Genomic DNA, 25183 nt, shown 5'->3' with positions numbered 1-25183 from the left:
ATGTGTAATGAAGGTTAAAAAAAAACCTAAACACTGAATAATGACAAAGCAGAAAAGCTTATCATTATTCAACGTTTAGGTTTTGCCTTTTTAGCAGTAACAATCCCAACTTTATTCAATTGTTTGTTCATTTCTGACAATTCGTTCAATATGAATGGTCAGATACAGTATTTCTTCCTTGGACAACACCCGATTATAGATCTTACGCGTATAGTCACTGATCCTTACTGCACATGCATGTGCTTCCGGATACTGCTTGCTCACCAAGTCATGAAGCGGATTATCTACTTCTTTATCTTCAATCGCCGTTCCTTGCAACACACGTTGGGCAAAGAACTTCAGATGAGTTAAAAATCGATAATAACTCAATGAATCTTCATCAAGTTCAATCACAAAGCTACGTCTTACGATGTTAAGTATGTCCTTAACAATGTTCGTAATACTGATCGTTTCCCTCATCTCACCGTTCATCTGGGCATTAACCAGATGCATTGCAATGAATGCGCATTCGTCTTCGGGAAGCAGGACACCTAACGTTTCCTCAATAATCTGTAGCGCCTTGAGTCCAATGGCATATTCCTTCCGGTACATGCGCTTGATCTCCCAGAACAATGCGTTACGGATCTGCAATCCTTGACGATGTCGATCAATCGCAAAATGAATATGATCCGTCAGTGAAATGTAGATGCTTTCATGCAGCTTCTCACCTAACACCGTCTCGGCATAACGGATAATCTCATCCGAGCACTCGACATATTCAACCGGGATATCAGACAGAAGTGTTTTAAGTTTCTGTGATACTTCCTTACTTTCAAGCGAGAATATTTTTTCGACGAGACTCTCGTCAATCGATTCACCAGTATGCTTTTTGAAGGCAATTCCACGTCCCATAACGACCAGTTCGTTTCCTCCCGGATCAATTACGGTAACTACGTTGTTGTTCAGCACCTTCTCAATTTTCATTTCTTCACATCACCTTGCACCGTCAAAGTAGTAAAAGGCAAAACCAAAGCAGGTCACAAAATATGCCCCGCTTCTGGTTTTGCCTGATTGAACAGTAACAATCCAGTATTCATTAGCCTTAGGCCCATCTTACCATATAATTATCCATATGACAATGTTTTTGTGAAAGCGGTTAATGTGCGCTAATGTGACATAAGAAGGTGTCTGTACAACATGCTTATAGAACTATTATTCACTCGTTGTTGTTCTTAAGACTTGCGCCATTTGAACCAATAACTTCCTTGTACCAGTGGAATGACTTTTTCTTGTAACGATCCAATGTTCCTGAACCGTCATTGTTACGGTCAACATAGATGAAACCATATCGTTTCTTCATCTCTGCTGTTGAAGCACTAACCAGGTCAATACAGCCCCATGACGTATAACCCATCACTTCTACGCCATCTTCAAGAGCTTCGCCCACCTGTACCAGATGGTCATTCAAGTATTGAATACGGTAATCATCGTTCACCGTTTTATTGCCATTTTCGTCTGTAATCAGCTCATCGACTGCACCCAGACCATTTTCGACAATAAATAATGGTTTTTGATAACGGTCCCAGTATTTGTTCAAGGTTACGCGCAGTCCTTGCGGATCGATCTGCCAGCCCCACTCACTCGCTTTCAGATAAGGGTTTTGCACACCCGCGAACAGGTTTCCTTTGCCTTCGATACGTTTCTCGGGATCACCAGTCTCACAGATACTTACATAATAACTGAACGAGATAAAGTCTACGGTATGCTTCAGAATTTCAGCATCGCCATCTTCAAACTTAATATTGATATTATTCGCTTTGAAATAACGATTAATGTATTTCGGATAATAACCACGTGCATGGATATCAGCAAAGATATCATTGCGCTGTTCCGCATGCATAGCTGCAACCACATCATCTGGGTTTGGAGTCAACGGATACGTAGGCATGCTCAGTACCATACAGCCGATTTTGGCTTCAGGCATAATTTCATGACCCAGTTTCACAGCTAACGCACTGGCTACCAATTCATGATGGATCGCTTGGTACAGATCCTGTTTGGACAGTTCAGCTTTTGGCGTATAGATGCCGCCACTCATGAATGGTTCCTCCAGGATGGAGTTGATTTCATTGAATGTCAGCCAGTATTTAACTTTGCCTTTGAAACGGTTGAACAGCACTGTTACATAACGCTCGTAGAAATCGATCATTTTACGGTTAACCCAGCCATCATATGTTTTGGACAAATGCAGCGGTGTCTCATAATGAGAGATCGTTACGAGTGGTTCAATCCCGTATTTGTGGCACTCATCGAACAGGTCATCGTAGAATTGCAGACCTTTCTCATTTGGCTCCAATTCATCACCTTTAGGGAAGATACGGGACCAAGCGATAGATGTACGGAACACTTTGAAGCCCATTTCAGCAAACAGTTTAACATCCTCTTTGTAGCGGTTGTAGAAATCGATACCGATCAGTTTCAGGTTATCTTCTGTAGGCGCTTCCGTTCTAGGCGTTGTAATCCCGTGTGGCATTACATCTTGAACAGACAGACCTTTGCCATCTGTATTATAAGCTCCTTCAAGTTGGTTGGCTGCTACAGCGCCGCCCCATAGGAAGTCTTTCGGAAATGGTGTAGTCATATCAATCATTCCTCTCAATATTTAGTCTTCTAAGTGTCGATTTGCCTTTGTCAGATACAAGCGGTCCATAATATCATGAAATTCTTCTCCATCAACCATATCATTAGGTGCAAAAAGTTGTGCCTCTTTGCCGCCCATAATATCGTATTGTGAGCTGTTGCGTATTGCTTCATATGCCCAATGAGTCGGAGGTACGTCATCAAACATAGCCGCCTCTGATTGATCAGGTTCTATACCCAAGTTTTTCTTCATTTTGTCCAAAATAACCGCTAATTGAGCTCGTGTTATATCACCTAATGGGGAAAATTTATTATTCCCCGTTCCTTGCATTACACCTGCTTCTGTAACCTGCGAGATAGCCTTTTGAGACCATCGCTCAAACGTATCGCTATAACTCTCTTCATATTGAGGATTTGGGAGTTTCAAAAAATCAGCAATCCATACGGCAAGCTGAGTCCGATCCACAATTTCATGCGCTTTAATTCTCCGGTCCATCTGGGTATATATATCGACAGCAGATATTCCTTTGTCTTGATTAAACAAAAAGTCAGGTGTCTGATAACTTGCCAAAGCAGGAACCCATGACCAATGTTTCAATCCACCATAGAGATTATTTCCTTCCATGAAATCATCATCGTATACGAAAATGTCCGGATCACTCCCTAGTTCCAACAACGCTTCATACGCAAGTATACTTGTACGACTATCTGTTGTAGGATCACCCTTAGCATGGTGAAGCCAAATAGGAACATTCACAATATCTTTAAGTGCATCTTTAAATCCATCCACAGACCCCGTATAATCTGCAACTGTATCCTTGGCCGCAATGACAACAGCTCCTGCAAACAGATCCGGATATTGCATCATAAACCGAAGGGCTCCGCCACCCCCACTAGATACACCAGCCAAATAAATCCGATCCGGATCAACTTCCCCTTCAGCTACAAGCTTCTGGATCAGCTCATACTGTGCAACAAAATATGCTTGCATTTTAGCCAGTTGTTCAGGGTTATCGTAAATTTTGAAACTGTAATTCTCGGGATACTGTACAGCAAGCACGGAAGTATCATACCCCGATTCTGTCCAGACTACTGCTCCACGATTAGCCGTAAGATGACTTCTACCATCCGTACCTACTTCTCCTCCGCCATGAAGCCATACGACAAGCGGTTGTGCGTTGGTGGAAGGACTACGCTTCAGACGGTAAGACAACGCTTCACCGTTGCTGCCCGTGTACGTACCTTTTTCAAAATCATCGACGGTTCGGGTAACAACCTTATCCACATTGGTCTCATCAAAAGATAGCTCTGGATACGTTTTGTTCGTTACCTTAAATTTTGAAATCATACCTCCAGGATATTTAAACGGCTCGACCTCCATATGGATGGTATGATCCTGAATCGTCAATTTTATCCCGTCGTCTGCATAGTTAGTTTGTACAATTTCTTCTGCTTCATTTAATGGATAACCATCATAATTGCCTGTAATTTCGAAGTCAGAAGCTTTTAGATTCTGATATTTCACGGGATTGGCAATGGTAATATCAAAGGATTCGACCATTTCTCCCGGATCACCTACATAGGTATTTGCCTGAATCCGACTGACCTCAATACTTTCCGCAATCGCTGCTGTAGGCCAGATTGTAGTTAGGCACAGGGTTAATGCTAGCATCCATCTCGTACTCTGTGTGCTCATGTTCCATCTTCTCAAACGACAATCCCTCCAATGTAATGTTGGGCAACACATGAAAAAGCGGACAAGCACTAACCAAAAGGGCTCTCAAAACCATGAGGCTCATTGAGATACCTACTTTCGCGTTAGGTTTTGCCCGCTCTTTTTATGCGGTAACAATCCTGGAAACGAGAGAACTACAGCTGCTCACCATTGCTGGAGATTACATTTTTGTACCAGTCGAATGAATCCTTTTTGGAACGTTTGAGAGTTCCGTTACCTTCGTCATCCAAATCCACGTAGATGAAACCATAACGTTTGGACATTTCGGAAGTGGACATGCTCACAAGGTCAATCGGGCCCCATGCTGTAAATCCAATCAGATCGACACCGTCTTTGATCGCTTCTTTCATTTGTTCGATGTGTTTTCTGAGGTAATCCACACGATAGGAGTCATGGATCGAACCGTCTTCTTCAACACGGTCATATGCACCCAAACCATTTTCTACGATGAACAATGGTTTCTGGTAACGATCCCAGAAGTTGTTCAGGGTTACGCGCAGACCGATCGGATCGATCTCCCAGCCCCAGTCGGACGCTTCCAGATAAGGGTTTTTCACGCCGCCAGTTAGGTTACCTGTAGTTTCTTCCTCGCTGGCAGATGCCGATTTGGTTACGGACATGTAGTAGCTGAAGGAAATGAAATCCACTGTATTGTTGAGCAGGATTTCATCATCCCCTGCTTCTTTTTGAATCACAATATTGTTCTCTTCAAAATAACGAGCCATGTAGTTCGGGTACTTACCACGAGCATGCATGTCCGTGAAGAAGAGGTTGATCTGATTCTCGTGTTGAGCCAGACGAACATCTACCGGATTACATGTTGCTGCATAGGTTTCCATACGAGCAAGCATACAACCCACTTGGGAACCAGGGATAATCTCGTGAGCAAGCTTCGTAACCAATGCACTTGCTACAAATTGATGATGCAGCGCTTGATAAGTGGTTTGCAGCTTGTTGTCCACTTTATCAATTAGAATGCCGCCGCCAGTGTACGGGCTGAACAGCATTACATTAATTTCATTAAACGTCAGCCAGTATTTTACTTTATTTTTGTAACGGTTGAACACCGTTTCTGCATATCGAACATAGTGCTGGATGACTTCACGGCCAGCCCAGCCGTTATATTTTTGCGTCAAGCCAAGCGGTGTCTCATAGTGAGACAATGTAACAAGCGGCTCGATGCCATATTTCAACAATTCGTCGAATACTTCATCGTAGAATTTCAAGCCTGCTTCATTTGGCTCTTGATCATAACCGTTCGGGAAAATACGTGCCCAGTGAATGGACAAACGAAATACTTTGAAGCCCATTTCAGCGAACAAAGCGATATCTTCTCTAAAGTGATGGTAGAAATCGATACCAAAACGTTTAGGGAAACGTTCTTCGATTTTACCGGAGAGGATCTCTTCAATTCGGGAAGAGGAAATTTCCATAGCATGTCCGCCTGTACGCTTCTCTTTGGGAACATGAGCGATCATGTCCGCTGTGGAGAGGCCTTTGCCGTCCTTATCGAATGCACCCTCCAATTGATTGGCAGCTGTAGCGCCGCCCCATAGGAAGTTTTCGGGGAATCCTTTTTGTGCCGTGGTCATGAACAACAACCTCTTTTCGAAATTTATTTTGGTTTTTCCAGGTGAGACATGGTGTAATTCAGAGCAGAAAACAAGAAAAACCTAAACTCAAGGTAAAATAGCACCAAAAAAAGGGGCCTTCATTTCACCATCAGTTTAGGTTTTGCCTGTCTTCACAGTTACAATCCATCAAAAGATGTTATTGCATATTCTGTTGTCTTTGCTCTTGTAATGTAAGCGTAACATATCTATTTTGCAAAATCAACTTCACTGGATCATATGATCGTTTGTACATTCCACCATCGAACAAATTAACGCGGCATACGCATATGGCTGCCCTTAATGCCTGCGCTCCTTCCTCCGTTTTCAGGTAAGCAGCAGGACTTTGGTCCCCTAGAGCCTTGATATCTTTCGCCATCCATTCAAAAGCATATTCCCCCATATCGCCATTTGTAACCCTGTGGTTCTATTTAACACAATTCATCCTTAAGCCGCTTGAAACCACTTCTGTAACAGGTAGACTTAACTTTATTTGATGATCTTTAATTCGGGATCACTTGGACTAAACAACACGCCCTTCATGATTCTCTCTTCACGCATCATGAATCCTACTCTACAAGGGTTAGCTTAGCCTTCAGATAACATGCCTGACTTCAACGCCTGAAGAACCATTCCCCTTAACCCAGCATCAAAATCATGTTGAAACGAGTCCTGATGTACAATTTCCGGCAACGATGGCATGGGATGATCCTTCCCGTACTGTTTCCACGCCAAATCCAGTTCTTCTCTCTCCACACGTTCCTGATAAATGACAATCTGATGTGGAGCAACGACGGCATTAATCGTTTGCAAGATATGACATACCTGTACTACAAAATCTTCTTTGCTCATGTCACGTTTCCAATCAGGTGAATAAGGAAGATACTTAATCTCACCAAACATCCCGTTTTTCCCACGGATCATCTGTCCATTCAACATCATGCCCATACCCGGCGGGTATCGGTTAGGAAAATAAATTCCTGCTACACTCTGTTCCTTCATATCCGCATGCTGTGTACAGTATCCGCTAATCGCTGCCTTAACATCATTCTCCACGAGAACGTTCAGTTGGAACTCGCTCTCGATCTCCCGTATCAGATGTGAATGGATAAGCTCTTCATGACTGCTCACCGTGATGTCCCATCCAAGGCTTGCCCTGGAATACCGATGCCAATCATATCAATGGAAGGGTAATCCGCAACGAAACGCGCGATAAGTTGCAGCACATGTTGTTTATCAAAAGCAGGCAAAATGCTCTCTTCCTTCAACACAACCTTATTCTCCAGATTCATGACCGTTGCCGAAATCAACTCCTGGCCTTTCATCTCTTTGATGTAAAGTACCAAAGCAAGCTTGAAGTTATAATTATATCGATATGCCTGAGCAGGACGACCGCCGTTAGAGGGAACTACTTTATCCTGGAACAGCTCTCCGCCATCACATAATTCCTGAATCAGCGCATTAATGGTAACAACACTAAGATTGGTTCGTAAGGCTAAATGCGGTTTGGTCGCCGTCTCGATCTGCTGCATGACTTCACGCACATTATTCAAATTGATGTATTTCTCATTGTAGCGTTGGCTTTTTTCATAACCCTCTCGTTTCTACTCTGGCAATTGAGCCAAAGCAATGGTATGGATGTCATTTCACACCATATCATAACTTAAGCCATAATAACGTAGACCATCCATACTTACCTCCCTGTTTGATGTGTATTATGGTTTTGCGATACTTACCACATGTGACTATTCCTCTAGACTTTCATTCTCACACATGCCGCATATTGTTCCTGTGCTTCTTTTCACTACATTGATCTCGAAAATCATTCGTAATGGAAAAACTTGATAAAAGAACGTATGTTCGGTATAATGGGATTATCCTGAATAAGCGAGAGGCAGATATGGACGACAAATTTATTAAGGAATTACGCGAGATTAGTCGGGATGACAGACGAAGATCGGAATTTATGATTCAAGGTTTGAAGGAAACGCTGCAAGAACGCAAAGAGGAAGGCTTACTCAAGCGCTGGATACGGCGTAGGAAAACAGAGAAAAAAATCTCTCAAAGATTTAATCAAGATCCTCACTCGGATCAAAAGTAAAAACATAAAAAGGAGGCGGAATACGCCTCCCTTGTTATTTACATATGTGAATTATTTAGACTTTGTTAGTTGTGACTTAATCCATAAGTTTGCCAAAATTCACATTATGCTTCCAATAGGTCAAATCCTAGCTGGACTTGGTTTCTGATAAGCCTACTTACCTGTTGCCAGTTATCCAAATGAAAAAAGAGTATCCTGCCAACCTGTAGTCTACCCCGTGCTTTATGAACAAACGTTACCCGTTAGCTTAATCAAACTCTTATTAAGGGTCTGCTATTCCCTTATTATTGATGTTATGATCCATTTTCCATTTGCATTTAATCGCAAGTTAATATAATTTGTTTCAATAATTTCATTAGAAGATTTATCTTTATAAGTAATTTCCACAGTTGCCTTACCTGTTCCACCGTTCTCACTTATGAAAGTTAATTGAAAGTCCTCAACTGAGACAATATGAAACTCTTTGCGTAATTTACCCATGCTCGCATAATAGTCAATCATACTTGCTTCTTCCGAATTCCAATCAAGAAATTCTTGAGACTCATCCATATCCCCTTGTAACATGTTTTCGTAATATCCATAGATTGTGTCTTCGATTTGCATTAGTTTAACGTCACATCCAAACATCAATAAGATAAAGAAACCGTACCCAGTTGTCTCATAGCTCAAAATTATATTAAAATAACCAATACCAAAACCAGTGACTCTTCGAACTATCCTGCCCGTTAGCTTAACGAAAAAAAAGGAGCTGTTTTCCACTAACAGTTCCCGTTTGATGAATGAGAACCCTACTTTAAATCACTAAAATAATCTACGTAATATCCTTCAGAATCCCAGTAATCTTCGTATTCTTTATAAATTTCAATAATCTTCTCTTTTGGTCTTCCGCAACGCTCAAGAAGCCAATTCCTTATATAATAAATATCTTTATTTTCATCTTCCCAAATAAAATCTAGAACCCCTGACTCTCTTGATCCACTGTCCGGTACATAAACTGCAAATTCTGATGAAAAATAACGGGCTAAATCGAAAGTAACTCTCTTTAGATAAAGTTGAAGCTCCTTCTCTAGGAGAAAGCTTCTCCATCTTATATAATGATGAAAATAACAAACCTTGTCCGAGAATGTAAAATCCATTCCGCAAGGTCCACTGACTTCCACAGTACCACCAATTCCTTCATGAATCGTAAATGTCTTATCCTCATCCTTAGGGTTATGTGGGAGCAGGAAGTTAATGAATTCATCAACGTGCTTTAATGATCTAGAATTTAGTGCGTGACATAATATTTCAATTTCAACTCTATTCAACTTATGGCCTAAGAAAGCTGTGAAATCTGCCCCCATTTTCTTCCGCTCCCTTAAATCAATTTAAAAACTCTTTGAATCAGTAGGTAGTAAAGCAGGGTACTGCTCTAACAAACTCAATTTTAACACATACTGGAACTAACCTGCCCGTTAGCTTAACTAAAAAACAGCCGACTATTTAGCCGGCTGTCTGCTTGAGTATCATTATGGGTTCTGTTCCTGATTTATCTATTTCAGCTTTTGATCCCCCCGTTTTACGGCAAAATGGCAAAAGACCGGACTGGAAAACCAGAAGCTTTCTCCGCTTTGGGTACAATATTGAAAATAACAGCTCCCTTGGCCGGCACCTGATCCAGGTTTGTTAACAGCTCAACTTGATATGTATCCTGGGCGAGTACATAATATTCTGCCAGAAGTGCTCCATTCTTCTGATAATCCACGGCCGAATCCGTGTCAAAGGTTTCATGCCCAATGGCTTGTACCTTTCTTTCCTCAAATAAAAACATGAGCGCACTAACCGACCATCCAGGCGCATGGCTGTCGCCCTCCGCATCCTTGTTATCAAATGTTTCATGGTTAGGCCAGCGTTTGCTCCAATCGGTACGTAAGGCTACAAAACTTCCAGCTTCAATCACGCCATGCTGTCTTTCAAATGCAAGAATATGCTCCACATCCAGCGTGAAATCCGGATTGTTCTCTACTTCGGCGGACTGGTCAATGACCACAAGTGGCAATACAAGCTCCTTCAAGCCCAACTCATCCAGATACCGGGTATTCCGAACGAAGTGAATCGGCGCATCAAGATGTGTCCCATATTGACCGGGAAACTTGAAGCTCTGGGCAAAGAAACCTTGATCGTGATCAAACAGTGTATCGAATTGTGCTGCCTCAAAAGCTGAAAAATGTGGAGAGCCTGGACCAAACGCATGGGTCAGATCCACCCATTTCTTTTCTTTTAACAATTGAATGGCTTGAATGAGTTCCTTGGACATCCTAATCACCTCATGCACAAAATGGAATAAATTTCTCCTATTATATCTTATTCCACTACAATTGGGGAGCAGTCCCTATATTGGTTCTTAGGGCTGTTAATTTTCAAATTTAATAAACTTCACTGACCGTAGATGTCAGTGAAGTTAACTTATAATACAAGAGTAATCCATTCAATCATGAAAACAAAAGGAGCATGTATGATGCAAACGAAGAACGTATATCTATATGTATTTGATACGATGGCAGACTGGGAGGTAGGATATCTAACTGCTGAATTGAACTCGGGAAGGTATTTTAGGAAAGAGATCAAGCCTTTACAGGTCGTAACCGTAGGTGTGGATAAACATCCGGTAACTACCATGGGCGGATTGAACATCCTTCCTCATATTTCTATTGATGAATGTACATTGAAAGGTGACGACCTCATCATTCTTCCGGGAGGAAACACCTGGATGGACACCATCCATGATCCCCTATTGAAAAAAGTTGCTGCCTCTATAGAAGAGGGTACGGTTATTGCGGCGATTTGCGGTGCGACAGTTGCACTTGCAAAAATAGGAATACTGGATTCCAGACAGCATACAAGCAATGATTTAGAATACCTGAAGATGATATGCCCAGATTATACTGGAGCAACATATTATCAAACGGAGCCAGCAGTAACCGATGGAAATGTAGTTACTGCATCTGGAATAGCTCCGTTAGAATTTACGATGCATGTACTGAAGAAGCTCGATGTCTTCGCACCAGAAACATTACAGGCTTGGTACAATCTGTATCGGACTCAAGAGTCAACATACTTCTATGAGTTAATGAACTCTATTGCACCTGAATAACGAGTTTCCCACGCGTATGATGGGTTTCACTTTTCTCGTGTGCTTCCCTTACTCCCTGTTCAGTTAACGGGTAGGTTCCATCAATAACCGATTTGAGCTTGCCTTCCGCAGCCAGTTCAGCCAGCTGATCCAGTTGATCCCCTTTGGGTTCCATCATGAAGACGTTGGCCGTTACTCCGGCTTCCTTGGCAAGCTTCTCATCCGGTTGTTCCACCAAGGATACCAGATGCCCGCCTGACTTTAACACCTTGAAGCTATCGCGCTGAATATCACCGCCCATGGTGTCCAGCACAACATCATAACCGGAGAGAATCTCCGAGAAGTCTTCTTTTTTATAGTTGATATAATGATCCACACCCAACGAGCGAAGCAACGCTTCGTTTGATTCACTTGCCGTGGAAGCCACCTTAGCGCCGAGGGATTTGGCGATCTGAATTGCATACGTTCCCACACCACCTGCACCAGCATGAATGAGTACCTTCTGCCCTTTGCCTAAACGTCCATGATCCACAAGGGCCTGCCAGGCCGTCATCGCCGCCAGCGGGATCGCTGCTGCTTCCTCGAAGCTCAAGTTCTCCGGTATACGAGCAATAATATCTGCATCAACAGCAACATATTCTGCATAGGTTCCGAATTGACGCGGACGGGCAAATACCCGATCACCTTCTCTGAACCGCGTGACATTCGAGCCCGCTTCAGCCACAATACCGGCAACATCTCCGCCCAGAATCAACGGAAAATTCTCTGCTGCTTCTTTCATATAACCTTGTCTGATTTTGAAGTCTACCGGATTCACCGACGTTGCATGCGTTCGGATTAACACCTGATTCACTCCACATGTTGGCTTGGCTACTTCCTGTTCCTTCAATTGTTCCGCTCCACCAAATTCCTCAATCACAATTGCTTTCATTAGAAATCCCAGCCTTTCCATTGATTATCGTTATACTCTCTCTCCCTTCATTACCCTTTCCCAGCGATCACTTGACCTATTCATTCAAAAATTCACAGCAATCTGAGATTCACAAGCCAGTTCAACAATCGTGATATAATGTCGATTATCGATTATGTTAAATTTAACCCAATAACTGAACAAGCGAGGTAACACGATGGAAGTAGAAGTACATACATTACATGCGTTTTCGGACAAGGCTCATGGCGGAAACCCTGCAGGTGTTGTTTTACAAGCAGTGCATTTGTCTGAAACCCAGATGCAGGAGATTGCCAGACAAGTCGGTTTTTCAGAGACTGCATCTGTTATGCCGTCGGATCAGGCTGATTTCAAAGTGCGTTATTTTACCCCAAGTGATGAAGTCGAACTATGTGGACATGCCACAATTGCTTTATTTCATCTAATGAAGACACAACATCTCGTTAATGTTGGTACATATACACTGGAGACTCTGGCCGGGATTCTTAAAGTTGATATCGCAGTCAATGGAGAAGTCTATCTGTCTCAGACGTTGCCGGAGTTTGGGGAGATCGTGGATCGACAGCAGATTGCCGATTCGTTACGTATTTCTATGGAGGATTTGCATTCCGAACTACCTGTACAGATTATGTCGACCGGGCTACCCGATATCATGATAGCCGTTAAAGATGTTGATGTTCTGACCAAAATCGATCCTGACTTCCAGCGTATCACTGAAATATGCAAGGCTCATTCTGCCATAGGTTATCACGTGTTTACACTCGAATCAGATGTTATGGACGTTCTGGCAGAATGCCGTAATTTTGCACCGCTTTATGATATACCGGAAGAGAGCGCAACGGGCACATCCAATGGTGCCATGCTCTGTTATCTATCCCAGTACAACAAGCTTACAGATCCTCATCTTCACACGTACACGATCAGACAAGGGTATACTATGAACCGCCCCTCCGAGATCCGAGCCAGATTAACTTTGGACAATTCCAATGAAATCACACAGATTCAGGTTGGCGGTAGCGCAGTTCATATCGAAAACATTCAAATACACCTCCCATAATGGGAGGTGTTGTCCGTACTAAAGATATGTAAACTAACTTGTGCGAAGCAGTGTAGCAGCCTGTGGTCATCATTGAATTTGTTGTAAAAATCGTAGTACCGCTACCTCCAACTGGTTCAGTCCTGGCTGCTCTATAGGAAAATGGCCTGCACCCTCCAAAATCACACATTCCTTATCCACCACCAGACGATCAAAAAAAGATTGGCTGAACCTGATCGGTGTCATGGGGTCCAGTTCAGGGTGAACCAGCAGGACCGGACACTGGCTGAACTGTTCCGGGCTTACCTCCGGTTTTTTATTAAGGAATGTTCTTAATAATTCCAACGGAATACGTGTAGCTGCCGCTTGTGGATCATTCATAATAAGCCGGGTTAGGTCCTTGTTATTAGTAATCAGTTGCATTCGGGATACCTGTTTGACCGAAATACGTACATGATCCAGCAGACCAGGGAACAGATCCATCAACCGTTTTCCCGCCCGGCTCACCAGACGATTCGGCGCAAGCTGGTCACGCATTTCCGGGTTACTCGTATCTACAAATGTAGTTGCGATCAAGCCCTTAACGCGCTTGCTGCGTGCACTGGTGTGATAGGCAAGCATACCTCCGATGCTACTTCCCAATACAACGATTGGCTTACCGTCATTCTTGTATTCCCGTTCGATGAGTGAAACAAGCAGCTCTATCCATAGTTCGTAGTTGATTCGTGTACCAGACATTGCATAACTCAACCCATACGGTGGAAGGTCAGGCGATACCACCTCATATCCATGTCGCTGCAACATGCGGGCATACGGAGCGAGCAACCTGCCATTGCCTCCCGCACCATGAATGAACAGAATTTTGATTGAAGACTCCGATGCAGGTAAGCGATCGATATGCAGATGAACCCCATTTGACTCCCACCATTCCTCCTCAGGAGCTGTATGCTCCCCTAGCCTCACTTCTTCCGGGAAAAAGGCCTGATACTGTTTCCAATAGGGATGTGTTGACTGATATGAAGGCAAACTTTTTTTCATACGGTACATTCTCCTCTTTTCGTATACAAAAAAAGCCGTACAGTGTACGACTTTTCGTTAAAAATACGTCTATGACCATACTTCTTTTTATAACACCTTCCGTATATCTGTCAATCGGGAAACTGTACATTGCCCGGTACGATATATGCACCGCCTGACCCATCATTAGGCAGAGCCGGGATCGTGTCATTCAATACCTGACCGCGAATATCGGTAATACGAACGTTTAGTTTTTCTTTGCCCAGTCCAGTTCCGAGGAAATGATTATAGTCTTGCTTTTCAAGATTGAGCCACGTACCATCCTTCTGTTTCACTTCGAACTTTAGCACCGGATATTTGTGATTACGAACCTGAATGGCTGCCCACCACTGACTGCTGCCTTCCTTGATCCGATAAGAGACATTGCCTTGAATTGGAGCTTTGACCACTTTCCAGCTGATATCGATTTTGCCTGCCTTTGGGTCACCGATCAGGTTAAAGGCATTCGGTGAGAGATCCAGCGCTCCGCTGGCGCCTTCTGGATAAAGGTCTGTTACATAGACGGTTGTTTTGCCTTTAGGACCCTGCACCTCGAGATAGGCTCCCGCTAAAGCGGCTTTGACACCATTATAATTGAGTTGAAACGGATTAAGTGCAGTAATCTTCATGTCCGCTGGGATGGGATCAAGCAACACTGCACCTCCCGAGTAACCCGAGCCTGTATACGTCGCGTAACCCTGATATGTATCGTTCCATGCAGCAGATGCAGGCAGAGCAAATAATACGAGACTGAGCAACATTCCTGTACCGGCCCATTTTAACCGTTGAAATCTACTTTTCTTGTTCATGAGCTATTCCTCCTCTACGTTCTCGTGTAAAATATCCATTCAACTGCTAGAAATGAATATAACATTATTTTACATAATAACTTCTTATTTTCAATCTATTTCAGCCAAATTACATCCAAAGTCCTGCCTCTAGACTTAAACATTCACGACCACGCACAAGATATGGATACATACCATAAAATGGTTAAATAGGTATAATAACAAGGCTGTATGGATGGGTTCCCAGTAATAAAAAAACGCCACACCCCGGAGTAATTTCGCTCTCCGAATGGTGTGACGCTTAAACACTACGGTCAGAATACCCCGTCTGTCCAAGGACAGTCAGCGTTTGACTCAACCCGTTCCCCTTCGTTTCATCCGCTTCCTTAGTCGCGCATACTGAGCGTAGATCCGTGGAGATTCTTTTGTCAGGATCGGCCCCAGCACAGCCAGAATTAACACATACAATACGGCAAACGATTGGATGGATGCCATCAGCCCTCCGGCCTTGCCGATGTTCGCCATGATAATGGAGAATTCGCCCCGCGAGACCAGGGTAAAGCCCACATTTAATGATGCTTTAGGGCTCATTCCAGCCAGTCTGGCAGCGATCATACCTGCACCATAGTTACTGGCGATCGTCAGAATAACGGCAATAATCGTCATCCCAATAGCTCCGCCAAGTGAAGCCGGCTCGATGGTCAGCCCAAAACTGAAGAAGAAAATTGCACCAAAAAAATCTTTGAAAGGCATGATCTGATGTTCAATCCGACTCACATGTCTTGATTCGCCCAACACAAGCCCCATCATCAATGCTCCAATGGCTTCTGCTACATGCAGTGTCTCCGAGAAACCAGCCACCAGGAAGAGCAGTGTCATGACGGTAAGCAGAAACAACTCTGATGACTTGATATTCAGTGCCTTATCAATATATTTGATGCTTTTCCTGCCAATAATCAGGAACAGCACAATAAACAGCAGGGCAGACAGCGATACCAGTAGAACACTTAAGAATGAAGTTGCCCCGCTGAGCACAAGCCCGGTCAGGATGGAGATATGAATCGCGATGAACAAGTCATCAAACATGATCATGCCCATAATAATCTCTGTTTCAGGGTTTGCCGTGCGTTTCAGATCAACGAGCACTTTAGCTACAATGGCTGTAGAAGAGCTGGTCATGATCCCGCAGACAACAAGTGTCTCCTGCAGGGGCAGATCCATGAACCATCCCAACAACAATCCAGAGACAAAATTCAGACCAACATAGAACATGCCCCCGGTCAGAATGGCTTTACCAGACTTTAATAACCGGGAGACCGAGAATTCCAAACCCAGATAAAATAGCAAAAACAAAATGCCAAGTCTACCCATAAATTCAATAAAGGTCGAACTTTCGATAAAACGTAAATCCACTATGCCGATCTGTGGTGCATGTGGTCCAACAGCCATACCAATCAGGATATAAAAAGGAATGACCGAAAATCGTAATCGTGAAGATATCAGCCCAGTAAGTGTAATCAGCGCAACGGCAATTCCCACTTCGAATATGAGCATATCCATAGGCTAAGTCCGTCCATCAGTCAACAATTGTTTGAGATGTTTGATCTGATTCCGTTCACCGGCAACTACAATTGTAGCTCCAGCGGTAAAAGCATAATCCGGACCTGGATTAAAATGCTTCTCCTTATCCCTGGTTACAACAGCGAGAATAACGGCGCCCGTAACCTGACGGATATCCAGTTCACCAATCGTCATGCCTACGCTTGCGGCGTGAGGCTCAATCCGTAGCCATTCGATTAGCAACCCTTCAAGCATCACTTCACGCTCATCCTGAAACTTCGGTTTATAGGTCATACCACCAACGATGGCGGCTACTGCCCGAGCTTCATCATCATCCAAGGTGACAAGAGATACCATATCACCCACCTCTTCAGGCGTATCCCCTGACTCCATATGGAACAGGTCACGCCTTTCGTCGTTATGGATCACAATGACCAAGTGCTCACCACTACGGGTGTGCAGCCAGTATTTACGTCCAATCCCTGGTAAGTCTGTCTCTTTAAAGTGCATGATCTGCACCCCCTAGGGCCGGCTCGTTCAAGGTTTCGCTCCTCAGCTCAATCCTCGTAATGCGGATTCTCATGGAACCTGATGGTGTATGAACAGACCTAACTTCCCCTTTACTGCCAAGCAGTAATTGACTCCCTACTGGAGAGAGGAAGGAAATACGACCCTCATCAGGATTGGTATCTTCTGGCATAACAATCATGAACGAATCTGACGTATGAAAATCGAGATATTCAAAATCAATATGACTGCCGATCAATACAGCCGAATCCAGATCTTCATCAGGACCCAGGAGCAGTTTTTCCACATACTCTGTATACGCCGACAGTTGTTTTTCCAATTGTACACGCTCTGGATCGCGCACGTCGAAATAGGCGTCGAGAAATGTTCTTTTCTCTTCACCGAATGTAAATAGCTGGCTCACCAGCTTCTCTCTGCAATTATGGCGGGAAGTCCTATGGTTCATAGTAGATTTCACCCCCTATACAAGCCTTGTTCTCCATGTTAATTGGCATGTTTCTCTTCATCATCTTGTTTTCCTCCTTTTTATTATAAAAAGACCCCGGGATACGAGACCTTCTTACCATCTTACCAAAACTAATATTTTAATCCAGTATATTCGTCTAACTTGCTTTTTTATTATCACTTGTGGTCATATCTTCCATTTAATAACTTAATTCTTCACATCATGTGGTAGATCCATAGAACATTTTAATTACTGCATAAAAAACATTTTATAGTTTTTTATCTCGTATTTTTATTTGCTTTCCTGTATATTTAACTACAAACTTTTATTCAATTTATGCAAATAAGCATCTACAGACTTTAACACAATAAAGGAGTGCATCGAAAAAGTGTCCACGATAACAAAAGAAACTACAGAGTCCGTTCAAGTTACTGCCGCAGAATATGTTCATTCCGTTTATGAGTCGGTTGTCGCCAGAAATCCGTATGAAGATGAGTTTCATCAGGCTGTCAAAGAAATTCTGGATTCCCTTATTCCTGTTATTGAAGCACACCCCAAATACAGGAACCATAGTCTGCTGGAACAGCTTGTTGAACCCGAACGTGTAATCACATTTCGTGTCCCATGGGTAGATGATAAGGGCAAAGTTCAGGTTAACCGTGGATTCCGGGTGCAATTCAACAGTGCCATTGGCCCTTACAAAGGCGGACTTCGCTTCCATCCTTCTGTATATTCGGGCATCATCAAGTTCCTTGGCTTCGAACAGATCTTCAAAAATGCGTTGACCGGTCTGCCCATCGGTGGTGGTAAAGGCGGTTCTGACTTCGATCCCAAAGGGAAATCGGATCTGGAAGTCATGCGTTTCACACAAAGCTTCATGACAGAGCTGTACAAATATATCGGTTCCGATACGGATGTACCGGCAGGTGACATTGGTGTTGGCGCACGGGAAATCGGTTACATGTTCGGCCAATACAAACGTATCCATGGCGGGCATGAAGCAGGCGTGTTGACAGGAAAAGGTCTGTTGTACGGAGGAAGCTTGGCACGTAAGGAAGCAACTGGCTTCGGCTGTGTGTACTTCGTGAAGGAGATGCTGCAATCCAAAGACCTCAGCTTCCAAGACAGCACAGTTGTTGTCTCTGGCTCTGGTAATGTATCCATCTATGCTATTCAGAAGGCCCAGGAGCTTGGAGCTACAGTCGTGGCGTGCAGTGACTCAGGCGGCTACATATACGATCCACAAGGCATCAACCTGGATACCGTGAAACGTCTGAAAGAGGTTGATCGTCTTCGCATCAGTGAATACATCAAAGAACATCCGCATGCAACATATACCGAAGGCTGTGAAGGCATCTGGTCTATTCCTTGTGATATTGCTCTTCCGTGTGCAACGCAAAATGAGATCGATGAAGAAGCTGCGGCCCTTCTGGTCAAAGGTGGCGTGAAGGCCATTGGCGAAGGCGCAAATATGCCTTCCACCCTGGCTGCCATTGACGTCTTCCACGGCGCAGGTGTGCTGTTCGGTCCAGCCAAAGCGGCGAATGCTGGCGGTGTAGCCGTGTCTGCTCTTGAAATGTCACAGAACAGCATGCGGTTGTCCTGGTCATTTGAAGAAGTAGACGCGAAGCTGCATGACATCATGAAGAACATCTACAACAGCTGTGTAGAAGCTGCAGAAGAGTATGGTTGTGAAGGCAACCTCGTTGCCGGAGCGAATATCGCCGGTTTCCTCAAGGTAGCCGATTCCATGATTGCTCAAGGTGTAGTCTGATACTAATAGGAATGATATAAAATAACTTTAATCAGCAAGCGTCTCTCAGTAATCAACAGAGAAACGCTTGCTGATTTGTTGTATAAACATTCCATCTCCAGAACAAGCTACCTTTAACGAAAAAAGATAATATTTGAATTAAAGGAGAATCACCATGGACTGGATATGGAAATCCATTTTGTTAGTACTCGTAGGTATGATTCTTCTACGAATTGCAGGGCGCAAATCAATCTCACAAATGAATGTCGCTACTACAGTCATCATGATCTCAATCGGTACAACCATTGTGCAACCTGTTGCAAATCAAGAACTAGGAAAGGCAATTGGATCAGCCACCATTTTTTTTGCAACACTGCTCTTGGTAGAGAGACTAAAGATTAAATTTAATCTGTTCGAACAGTTATTGAGCGGAAGCTCCAAAATCGTGGTAGAGAATGGTGAGATCAGCATTACAAATTTAAAAAAAATGCGGTACACCGTAGATCAGTTAGAAACCCAGTTACGACTAAATGGAATATCCAACCTGAGCGATCTGGAGATAGCAACATTGGAACCGAATGGCCAACTTGCTTATGCTCTAAAGCCGCACGCTCGTCCCGTCACCATGGGTGATTTGGAAAAACTGTTGGGAGGTACTCCCAATCTAACAAATACCAATTCGAATGATATCTTTCAGGAAGTAAGTACGGGCAGTCATAAGTATCCTATCGATCCCAAGCTAGAATAACCCTGTGCGGATATACTGATCTGCTGACCTACCATGCATGATAATTCATCTGTATTCCCTCTTGATAGGGTAACCACATGAGATGAAACAAACCGCTCTCCCCGATGATGGAAGGCGGTTTGTTTCATCTATATGTTCACTAGGGCATGATCAATCGCATATCTTCCATCCTGCCTATAGCCACACAACAACTCGTTATCAATACTGCAATCCATACACGAATTCCCATCTTCCTTGTATGCATTTGTTGTCCTCCACATGAGGAGTAGCTCATATCCTTTCTCCCTTGAGTAACTCAATTGTAAAGGCAACTCACTCGGCTTCTTCCATACCTTCGATGGATAGAACGAGAAAACTGATTAGAATTGCTCTAATCGCAAGGCAATGGTAAAGTGGTACTGACGTAATTCCATCTATTTGTACTATTATAAGGAAGTGTTTACATTGTCTAACCAACCATTTGCCAGCACTGCGAGTCCTCATCTTAGCGCAGACTGTGAGCAATGTTTTGGCCTGTGCTGTGTTGCCTTGCCCTATGGCAAGTCATCTGACTTTGCTTTTGATAAAGCCAGCGGCACACCCTGTCCCAATCTGCGCACGGACAATCGCTGCGGTATCCATACCCAGCTTCGGCAGAAAGGGTTCAAAGGTTGCACGGTATATGACTGTTTCGGAGCTGGACAGAAGCTGTCTCAAGTGACCTACGCGGGAAAAGATTGGCGTGATCATCCAGAGTCTGCAAACGAGATGTTCGAGTGTCTGCCTGCCTTGCGACAACTTCACGAGTTGCTCAGTTATATGAAGGAAATGATGATGAGACCGGAGACGTCATCCCTTCACTCGGCATTTGGTAAGTTATATGAGGAGATTGAGCACTTGAGCAATCTGGAGCCTGCTGCACTCCTCCGTCTGGACATCGCCAATTATCGATTCAGTGTGAATCAACTCTTGGTCCAGGCAAGTGAGATGGTACGTGCGAATGTGCCCCCCACCGCTCATGGACAAGGGAAGTCGAAGAAGAGTAAAAAACGTACCGGAAGTGACTTTTTTGGTGCCAATTTAAACGGGGCTGACCTGCGGGGGGCAAGCTTCCGAGGGGCTTTAATGATCGCAGCCGATCTCCGAAATGCAGACACACGAAATGCGGATTGGATTGGCGCGGACTTGCGGGATACGGATCTGGGCGATGCAGACCTGAGAGGTGGCATCTTCCTGACGCAATCCCAGATTAATGCAGCCAAAGGTAATGTGAATACCAAGTTACCTGATCATCTCAACATTCCCTCACACTGGGTGTAGCAAAAAACAAAAAACAGCTCGTCCTATATATCCAAGGACGAGCTGTTTGTTATTGAAAACTACAAGAACGAAGCAGAATTATAACAAGTCGCGGCGAAGATCTTCAGCCGATTTCGGGGACAGGTGACCGAGCGGAATATCAAATACCGTTTTCGCTCCCTTATGTCCTTCCACGCTCAAGCGTTGTGCGGCTCTTGCATACGCCACAAGTACACTTGCTGTAAATTCAGGATTGCTGTCGAGTTTCAGACCAAATTCAATAATTTGCTTTTGACCGGCACCTGTAACCCCACTGCGAATTACAAATCCACCATGCGGCATACCTTCATGCTCGGATTTCAATTCTTCTTCGCTAATGAACGTTACAGTTGTATCGTAATCTGCAAAGTAGTTAGGCATCGACACAATCGTCTCACGGATCTCATCCTGATTGGCACCATCTTCTGCTACCACATAACATTGACGCAGATGTTTCTCACGTGTAGACAACTCTGGCGTCTCCCCTGCACGAATGCGGTTGATCACCTCTTCAACAGGTACAGTATACTGTACACCCGCCTTAACACCCGGAACACGACGAATAGCATCCGAGTGGCCTTGGCTCACACCTTTGCCCCAGAACGTGTACTCTTTTCCTTCTGGCAGGATGGACTGTGCAAGCAGACGGTTCATGGAGAACAAGCCTGGGTCCCAACCAGTGGAGATAACACTTACGTGACCGCCTTGCTCTGCCGCAGCATTCACTTCTTTGTAAAATTCAGGAATCTTCGCATGTGTATCGAAGCTATCTACCGTATTGAACAACTTGGCGATGGCTGGTGTCTGCTCTGGAAGGTCGGTTGCAGAGCCACCACAGAGGATCATCACATCAATCTTGCCTATGTATTGCTCCGCTGCAGAGATATGCTCAAAACGTACTTCTGTGCTTTCAGCGACCATCTGCTCCGGATTCCGACGTGTAAACACAGCAATCAGTTCCAGATCCTCGTTCTGGGAAATGGCTTTCTCTACACCCTTACCCAAGTTACCGTAACCCACAATACCCACTCTAATCATGTTCAATCCTCTCCTGTCTTCTTCTATAGTTGTCTATTAATCTATTATAATGATATAACATACCATGTAACCTGTCAGGTTTCCAGTTCGAAATAAAAATACCTTGCAGCGGTGCAGCAATAATGCGGCTCCGTATGCAAGGTATTATGGCGTTCATTCGTTATTTCAGGAAGACAGAAAGCAGGAAAGAAAAATAGCCCTTATCTTCTGCTTATGATTCTGTCCAGGTCAACGTCAGTTCAATGACGCCTTCCTGTCACGTTAATGTTCCTCCAATCAAGGACCAGACATCCTGCGTCTTTGGATCGGTTTCCTGAATGATAATATTTTTGTCATCGATCGTCTGACCCGCATCCGTCAAATTTTGGCGTTGAAGTAATCTTTATACAGCCGGGATACGGTTTTCATATCTTGTTCAGTGGAGAACCGTATTACTTGGTTCGTCTGCCGCGCTGCAGCAAGCACTCAAGGCCACCATCATCGCCAGTGCCGCACAGGCCAATAAATAGTCCTTCTCTTCACCATCCGTTACCACTCCTTCTTCTTCATTTTATGTGCTAATCACGTTCAAACGGCTGGATCACAGGCACGGCATGAACGTTATTCTTGACCCATATCACAGATACAGATAATACACATAAAGACAATAGACAACTGGCTACGAGAATGGAGAGGAATCGGGTGATCACTCTAAACTTTTTCATCCATCCCTCCTCCTCATCCTGTTCATCATGTGTTTGTGGGATTATCTTACTCACAGGTCACTGGACGTTGTCACTAATTTCATGATTTCGGCAGCGACAATATCCGGTTGACTGTTGTGGATACTGTGTGTCGCTTGTGGAACCGTCAGCTGTGTTCCGTGTCTTGACCATGAAGCAAAATCCGCTTGGTCAGCCTGCCATGCCCGACTGTCCTCATCCAACTCCTCCGAACCTGCTGTCAGGATCGTCAGGGGAAATTCAAACTTCGTTTTGTTCTCAAGCACACACGCTGCATTTGTTCTGGAATTCCGAACCTCTTCCATGACATTGTCATTGTACGCATGTCTCAGCGTGGATATCGTGACGGCCTTTTTCATCGGTTCCGTTACCAGATTTGGATCAATGACCAGAGACGCCATCATCTGATCCGAATGCAGTAATGTACGCGCAATGCCTGTTTTAACCAGGAATCGGACTGAAGTAAAATACCATTCGGGCGTATCCATTTCCACCGTACTGTAATACTCCGGACTGCCTCCATCGATCATGACCATGCCAGCCACCTCATCAGGATACCTTTGCGCAAACCGCAGTGTCTCCAGCGTACCCAGGGAGTGACCGACCATGATGTAAGGTGGACGTTGACCGGATGTTCGCAGCAACTGGTGGATCTCTTCCGAGATGGTATCGACATCACGAGGTTCATCCGTATAGTCGCTATATCCATACCCGAACCGATCATATACCGCAATTTTTACCTGTGATTTCAACTTGTCATACAGCGGACTGAAATCCACATACGGATTAGGTGTACCCCAGCCTGAGGCAAACACCACGGTTACCTCTCCTTTGCCAGCAGTGTAGAGGTGCATATTGCGACCACTCACTTCATAATACTTGCCTGGCGGGGGATAGGACTTCATATCCTGCGTGGATTGATACGCTTCATACGCTGTACCTGCCATCAGCAAAAGTCCTGTGGCAAGCATGATGCCTCCCAGCACTTTTAACCCTCTCCGTAACCCCTTCTTCATCTTCTCTACCCCTTACCCCAAAGGTTCATCTATATATGTATGCTTCAATCGTACCCAAGAAATAGCGGGATTGAAACAATCCCGAGTCCAGTTCTTTCCCCAACCAAAGTCCAGTGTCCTTCCCCTACCTGTGACGCAAAAAACTGCAAATCTCCAATTAAGGAAACTTGCAGTTCTTCTATATTTGTATTCTAAAACTCATACCTCAATCTAACTCACGATGATCCTTACCTATAGTTGCAAAGTAAGACCCACCGGGCAATGATCACTGCCCATTACATGGCAGTCGATATGCGCATCTGCCACCTTAGGTGCCAATTGATTGGATACGAGAAAATAATCAATGCGCCAGCCCACGTTCCGCTCCCTAACCTTCGGCATATAAGACCACCAGCTGTATACATCCGTACGATCCGGGTACAGATGGCGGAAGCTGTCTACATAACCAGAAGCAAGCAAATCAGTCATCTTGCCACGCTCTTCAAGCGTAAATCCGGAATTGCCCAGATTGGGCTTCGGATTCTTCAGATCGATCTCCTGATGAGCCACATTCAGGTCACCACAGACGATAACCGGCTTGGTCTGCTCCAGTTGCAGAATGTATCCCCGGAATCGATCCTCCCATTCCAGACGGTAAGGCAGTCGGGTCAGATCCCGCTTCGCGTTAGGTGTATAAACGTTCACCAGATAAAACTCATCATACTCCAGTGTAATCATCCGGCCTTCCGGCTCACTGTCCTCCTCCATCCCGTAACGAACGGATATAGGCTTGATTCGGCTAAATACAGCCGTACCGGAATATCCTTTTTTGATCGCATAATTCCAATATTGATAGACATCTTCCCCCAGGTCCATCTCAATCTGTCCGGCTTGCAATTTGGTCTCCTGAAGGCAGAAAATATCCGCCTGACTCTCCTGATAATAATTCATGAATCCTTTGGTTACACATGCCCTTAAGCCATTCACATTCCAGGACACCAGCTTCATATCCTCATCTCCTCACATCTCTCCAATATAGCATGGGCCACTTCCGGGGGACAAGCCTTACGA

26 protein-coding genes are annotated in these 25183 nt (G+C 44.3%); 6 read left to right on the top strand and 20 right to left on the bottom strand.

The features are described 5' to 3' along the window. Positions 1-111: 111 nt before the first annotated feature. The 7 genes from licT to J7E78_RS29370 form a co-directional block, all read right to left on the bottom strand. A complete protein-coding gene (licT, locus tag J7E78_RS11625; protein ID WP_036617363.1) occupies positions 112-963 on the bottom strand; it encodes a BglG family transcription antiterminator LicT in 852 nt (283 codons plus the stop codon). Positions 964-1195: 232 nt separating this feature from the next. Then, on the bottom strand, positions 1196-2620 hold the full coding sequence (locus J7E78_RS11620; RefSeq protein WP_397330537.1) for a glycoside hydrolase family 1 protein: 1425 nt from the start codon (positions 2618-2620) through the stop codon (positions 1196-1198). 21 nt (positions 2621-2641) lie between these two features. After that, positions 2642-4330, bottom strand: a complete 1689-nt coding sequence (locus J7E78_RS11615; protein WP_215076345.1) for an S-layer homology domain-containing protein — start codon at positions 4328-4330, stop codon at positions 2642-2644. 158 nt (positions 4331-4488) lie between these two features. After that, a complete protein-coding gene (locus J7E78_RS11610) occupies positions 4489-5946 on the bottom strand; it encodes a glycoside hydrolase family 1 protein (RefSeq protein WP_215076344.1) in 1458 nt (485 codons plus the stop codon). A gap of 178 nt (positions 5947-6124) precedes the next feature. After that, positions 6125-6367: an antitoxin Xre/MbcA/ParS toxin-binding domain-containing protein gene (locus J7E78_RS30010; RefSeq protein ID WP_215076343.1), complete on the bottom strand. Its 243-nt coding sequence runs from the start codon at positions 6365-6367 to the stop codon at positions 6125-6127. A gap of 185 nt (positions 6368-6552) precedes the next feature. Continuing rightward, positions 6553-7095 carry an ROK family protein gene (locus J7E78_RS29375; protein ID WP_311517042.1) on the bottom strand — a complete coding sequence of 181 codons (543 nt, stop codon included), beginning with the start codon at positions 7093-7095 and terminating at the stop codon, positions 6553-6555. After that, positions 7092-7517, bottom strand: coding sequence for a protein kinase family protein (locus tag J7E78_RS29370; RefSeq protein WP_251034978.1), 426 nt, complete (start codon positions 7515-7517; stop codon positions 7092-7094). The genes J7E78_RS29375 and J7E78_RS29370 overlap by 4 nt, the downstream gene beginning before the upstream one ends. A gap of 347 nt (positions 7518-7864) precedes the next feature. Here J7E78_RS29370 and J7E78_RS11595 point away from each other — a divergent pair, with 347 nt between their 5' ends. After that, positions 7865-8065, top strand: a complete 201-nt coding sequence (locus J7E78_RS11595; RefSeq protein WP_215076342.1) for a hypothetical protein — start codon at positions 7865-7867, stop codon at positions 8063-8065. A 273-nt stretch (positions 8066-8338) separates the two neighbouring features. Here the strand turns inward: J7E78_RS11595 and J7E78_RS11590 are convergent, their stop codons facing one another. The 3 genes from J7E78_RS11590 to J7E78_RS11580 form a co-directional block, all read right to left on the bottom strand. Next, a complete protein-coding gene (locus tag J7E78_RS11590) occupies positions 8339-8824 on the bottom strand; it encodes a hypothetical protein (protein WP_215076341.1) in 486 nt (161 codons plus the stop codon). Between the two features lie 29 nt (positions 8825-8853). Further along, on the bottom strand, positions 8854-9408 hold the full coding sequence (locus J7E78_RS11585; protein WP_215076340.1) for a hypothetical protein: 555 nt from the start codon (positions 9406-9408) through the stop codon (positions 8854-8856). A 215-nt stretch (positions 9409-9623) separates the two neighbouring features. Then, positions 9624-10361 (bottom strand): cyclase family protein, encoded by a 738-nt coding sequence (locus J7E78_RS11580; RefSeq protein ID WP_215076339.1) that lies wholly within the window; start codon positions 10359-10361, stop codon positions 9624-9626. A 201-nt stretch (positions 10362-10562) separates the two neighbouring features. Here J7E78_RS11580 and J7E78_RS11575 point away from each other — a divergent pair, with 201 nt between their 5' ends. Continuing rightward, complete coding sequence (locus tag J7E78_RS11575) at positions 10563-11198, top strand: type 1 glutamine amidotransferase family protein (RefSeq protein WP_215076507.1); 636 nt, start codon at positions 10563-10565, stop codon at positions 11196-11198. Here J7E78_RS11575 and J7E78_RS11570 read toward each other — a convergent pair. After that, a complete protein-coding gene (locus J7E78_RS11570) occupies positions 11182-12108 on the bottom strand; it encodes an NADP-dependent oxidoreductase (RefSeq protein ID WP_215076338.1) in 927 nt (308 codons plus the stop codon). The two genes, J7E78_RS11575 and J7E78_RS11570, sit on opposite strands and share 17 nt — an antisense overlap. Before the next feature lie 196 nt (positions 12109-12304). Between J7E78_RS11570 and J7E78_RS11565 the strand changes: the two genes are divergently transcribed. Further along, positions 12305-13183 carry a PhzF family phenazine biosynthesis protein gene (locus J7E78_RS11565; RefSeq protein WP_215076337.1) on the top strand — a complete coding sequence of 293 codons (879 nt, stop codon included), beginning with the start codon at positions 12305-12307 and terminating at the stop codon, positions 13181-13183. A 69-nt stretch (positions 13184-13252) separates the two neighbouring features. On the opposite strand, the gene J7E78_RS11560 is transcribed toward J7E78_RS11565, so the two are convergent. The 5 genes from J7E78_RS11560 to J7E78_RS11540 form a co-directional block, all read right to left on the bottom strand. Beyond that, positions 13253-14200 (bottom strand): alpha/beta hydrolase, encoded by a 948-nt coding sequence (locus J7E78_RS11560; RefSeq protein WP_215076336.1) that lies wholly within the window; start codon positions 14198-14200, stop codon positions 13253-13255. A gap of 110 nt (positions 14201-14310) precedes the next feature. After that, positions 14311-15027 (bottom strand): expansin ExlX, encoded by a 717-nt coding sequence (gene exlX, locus J7E78_RS11555; protein ID WP_036668609.1) that lies wholly within the window; start codon positions 15025-15027, stop codon positions 14311-14313. A 333-nt stretch (positions 15028-15360) separates the two neighbouring features. Further along, a complete protein-coding gene (locus J7E78_RS11550) occupies positions 15361-16566 on the bottom strand; it encodes a cation:proton antiporter (RefSeq protein WP_215076335.1) in 1206 nt (401 codons plus the stop codon). A 3-nt stretch (positions 16567-16569) separates the two neighbouring features. Beyond that, complete coding sequence (locus tag J7E78_RS11545; RefSeq protein ID WP_215076334.1) at positions 16570-17076, bottom strand: cation:proton antiporter regulatory subunit; 507 nt, start codon at positions 17074-17076, stop codon at positions 16570-16572. Continuing rightward, on the bottom strand, positions 17066-17539 hold the full coding sequence (locus tag J7E78_RS11540) for a GreA/GreB family elongation factor (protein WP_215076333.1): 474 nt from the start codon (positions 17537-17539) through the stop codon (positions 17066-17068). The genes J7E78_RS11545 and J7E78_RS11540 overlap by 11 nt, the downstream gene beginning before the upstream one ends. A 388-nt stretch (positions 17540-17927) precedes the next feature. Here J7E78_RS11540 and gdhA point away from each other — a divergent pair, with 388 nt between their 5' ends. The 3 genes from gdhA to J7E78_RS11525 all read left to right on the top strand — a co-directional run bounded on the left by gdhA (position 17928) and on the right by J7E78_RS11525 (position 21339). Next, positions 17928-19313, top strand: coding sequence for an NADP-specific glutamate dehydrogenase (gene gdhA / locus J7E78_RS11535; protein WP_215076332.1), 1386 nt, complete (start codon positions 17928-17930; stop codon positions 19311-19313). 154 nt (positions 19314-19467) lie between these two features. Next, positions 19468-20040 (top strand): DUF421 domain-containing protein, encoded by a 573-nt coding sequence (locus tag J7E78_RS11530; RefSeq protein ID WP_215076331.1) that lies wholly within the window; start codon positions 19468-19470, stop codon positions 20038-20040. 444 nt (positions 20041-20484) lie between these two features. Continuing rightward, complete coding sequence (locus tag J7E78_RS11525) at positions 20485-21339, top strand: pentapeptide repeat-containing protein (protein ID WP_215076330.1); 855 nt, start codon at positions 20485-20487, stop codon at positions 21337-21339. Between the two features lie 78 nt (positions 21340-21417). Here J7E78_RS11525 and J7E78_RS11520 read toward each other — a convergent pair whose 3' ends face one another. From J7E78_RS11520 to J7E78_RS11505, 4 genes are all read right to left on the bottom strand, one after another. Next, positions 21418-22395, bottom strand: coding sequence for a diaminopimelate dehydrogenase (locus J7E78_RS11520; RefSeq protein ID WP_372238418.1), 978 nt, complete (start codon positions 22393-22395; stop codon positions 21418-21420). Between the two features lie 557 nt (positions 22396-22952). Beyond that, the gene (locus tag J7E78_RS11515; RefSeq protein ID WP_215076329.1) at positions 22953-23099 is read right to left on the bottom strand and encodes a hypothetical protein; all 147 of its coding nucleotides are present in this window, start codon (positions 23097-23099) and stop codon (positions 22953-22955) included. 50 nt (positions 23100-23149) lie between these two features. After that, on the bottom strand, positions 23150-24133 hold the full coding sequence (locus J7E78_RS11510; protein WP_215076328.1) for an alpha/beta hydrolase: 984 nt from the start codon (positions 24131-24133) through the stop codon (positions 23150-23152). Between the two features lie 231 nt (positions 24134-24364). Then, on the bottom strand, positions 24365-25120 hold the full coding sequence (locus tag J7E78_RS11505) for an exodeoxyribonuclease III (protein WP_215076327.1): 756 nt from the start codon (positions 25118-25120) through the stop codon (positions 24365-24367). Positions 25121-25183 lie beyond the last annotated feature (63 nt).

It is taken from the genome of Paenibacillus polymyxa (assembly GCF_018614975.1).
GTDB classification, from domain to species: Bacteria; Bacillota; Bacilli; order Paenibacillales; family Paenibacillaceae; genus Paenibacillus; species Paenibacillus polymyxa_E.
The sequence above is the reverse complement of the archived record's forward strand: the minus strand, read 5'-3'. Positions and strand labels throughout refer to the sequence as shown.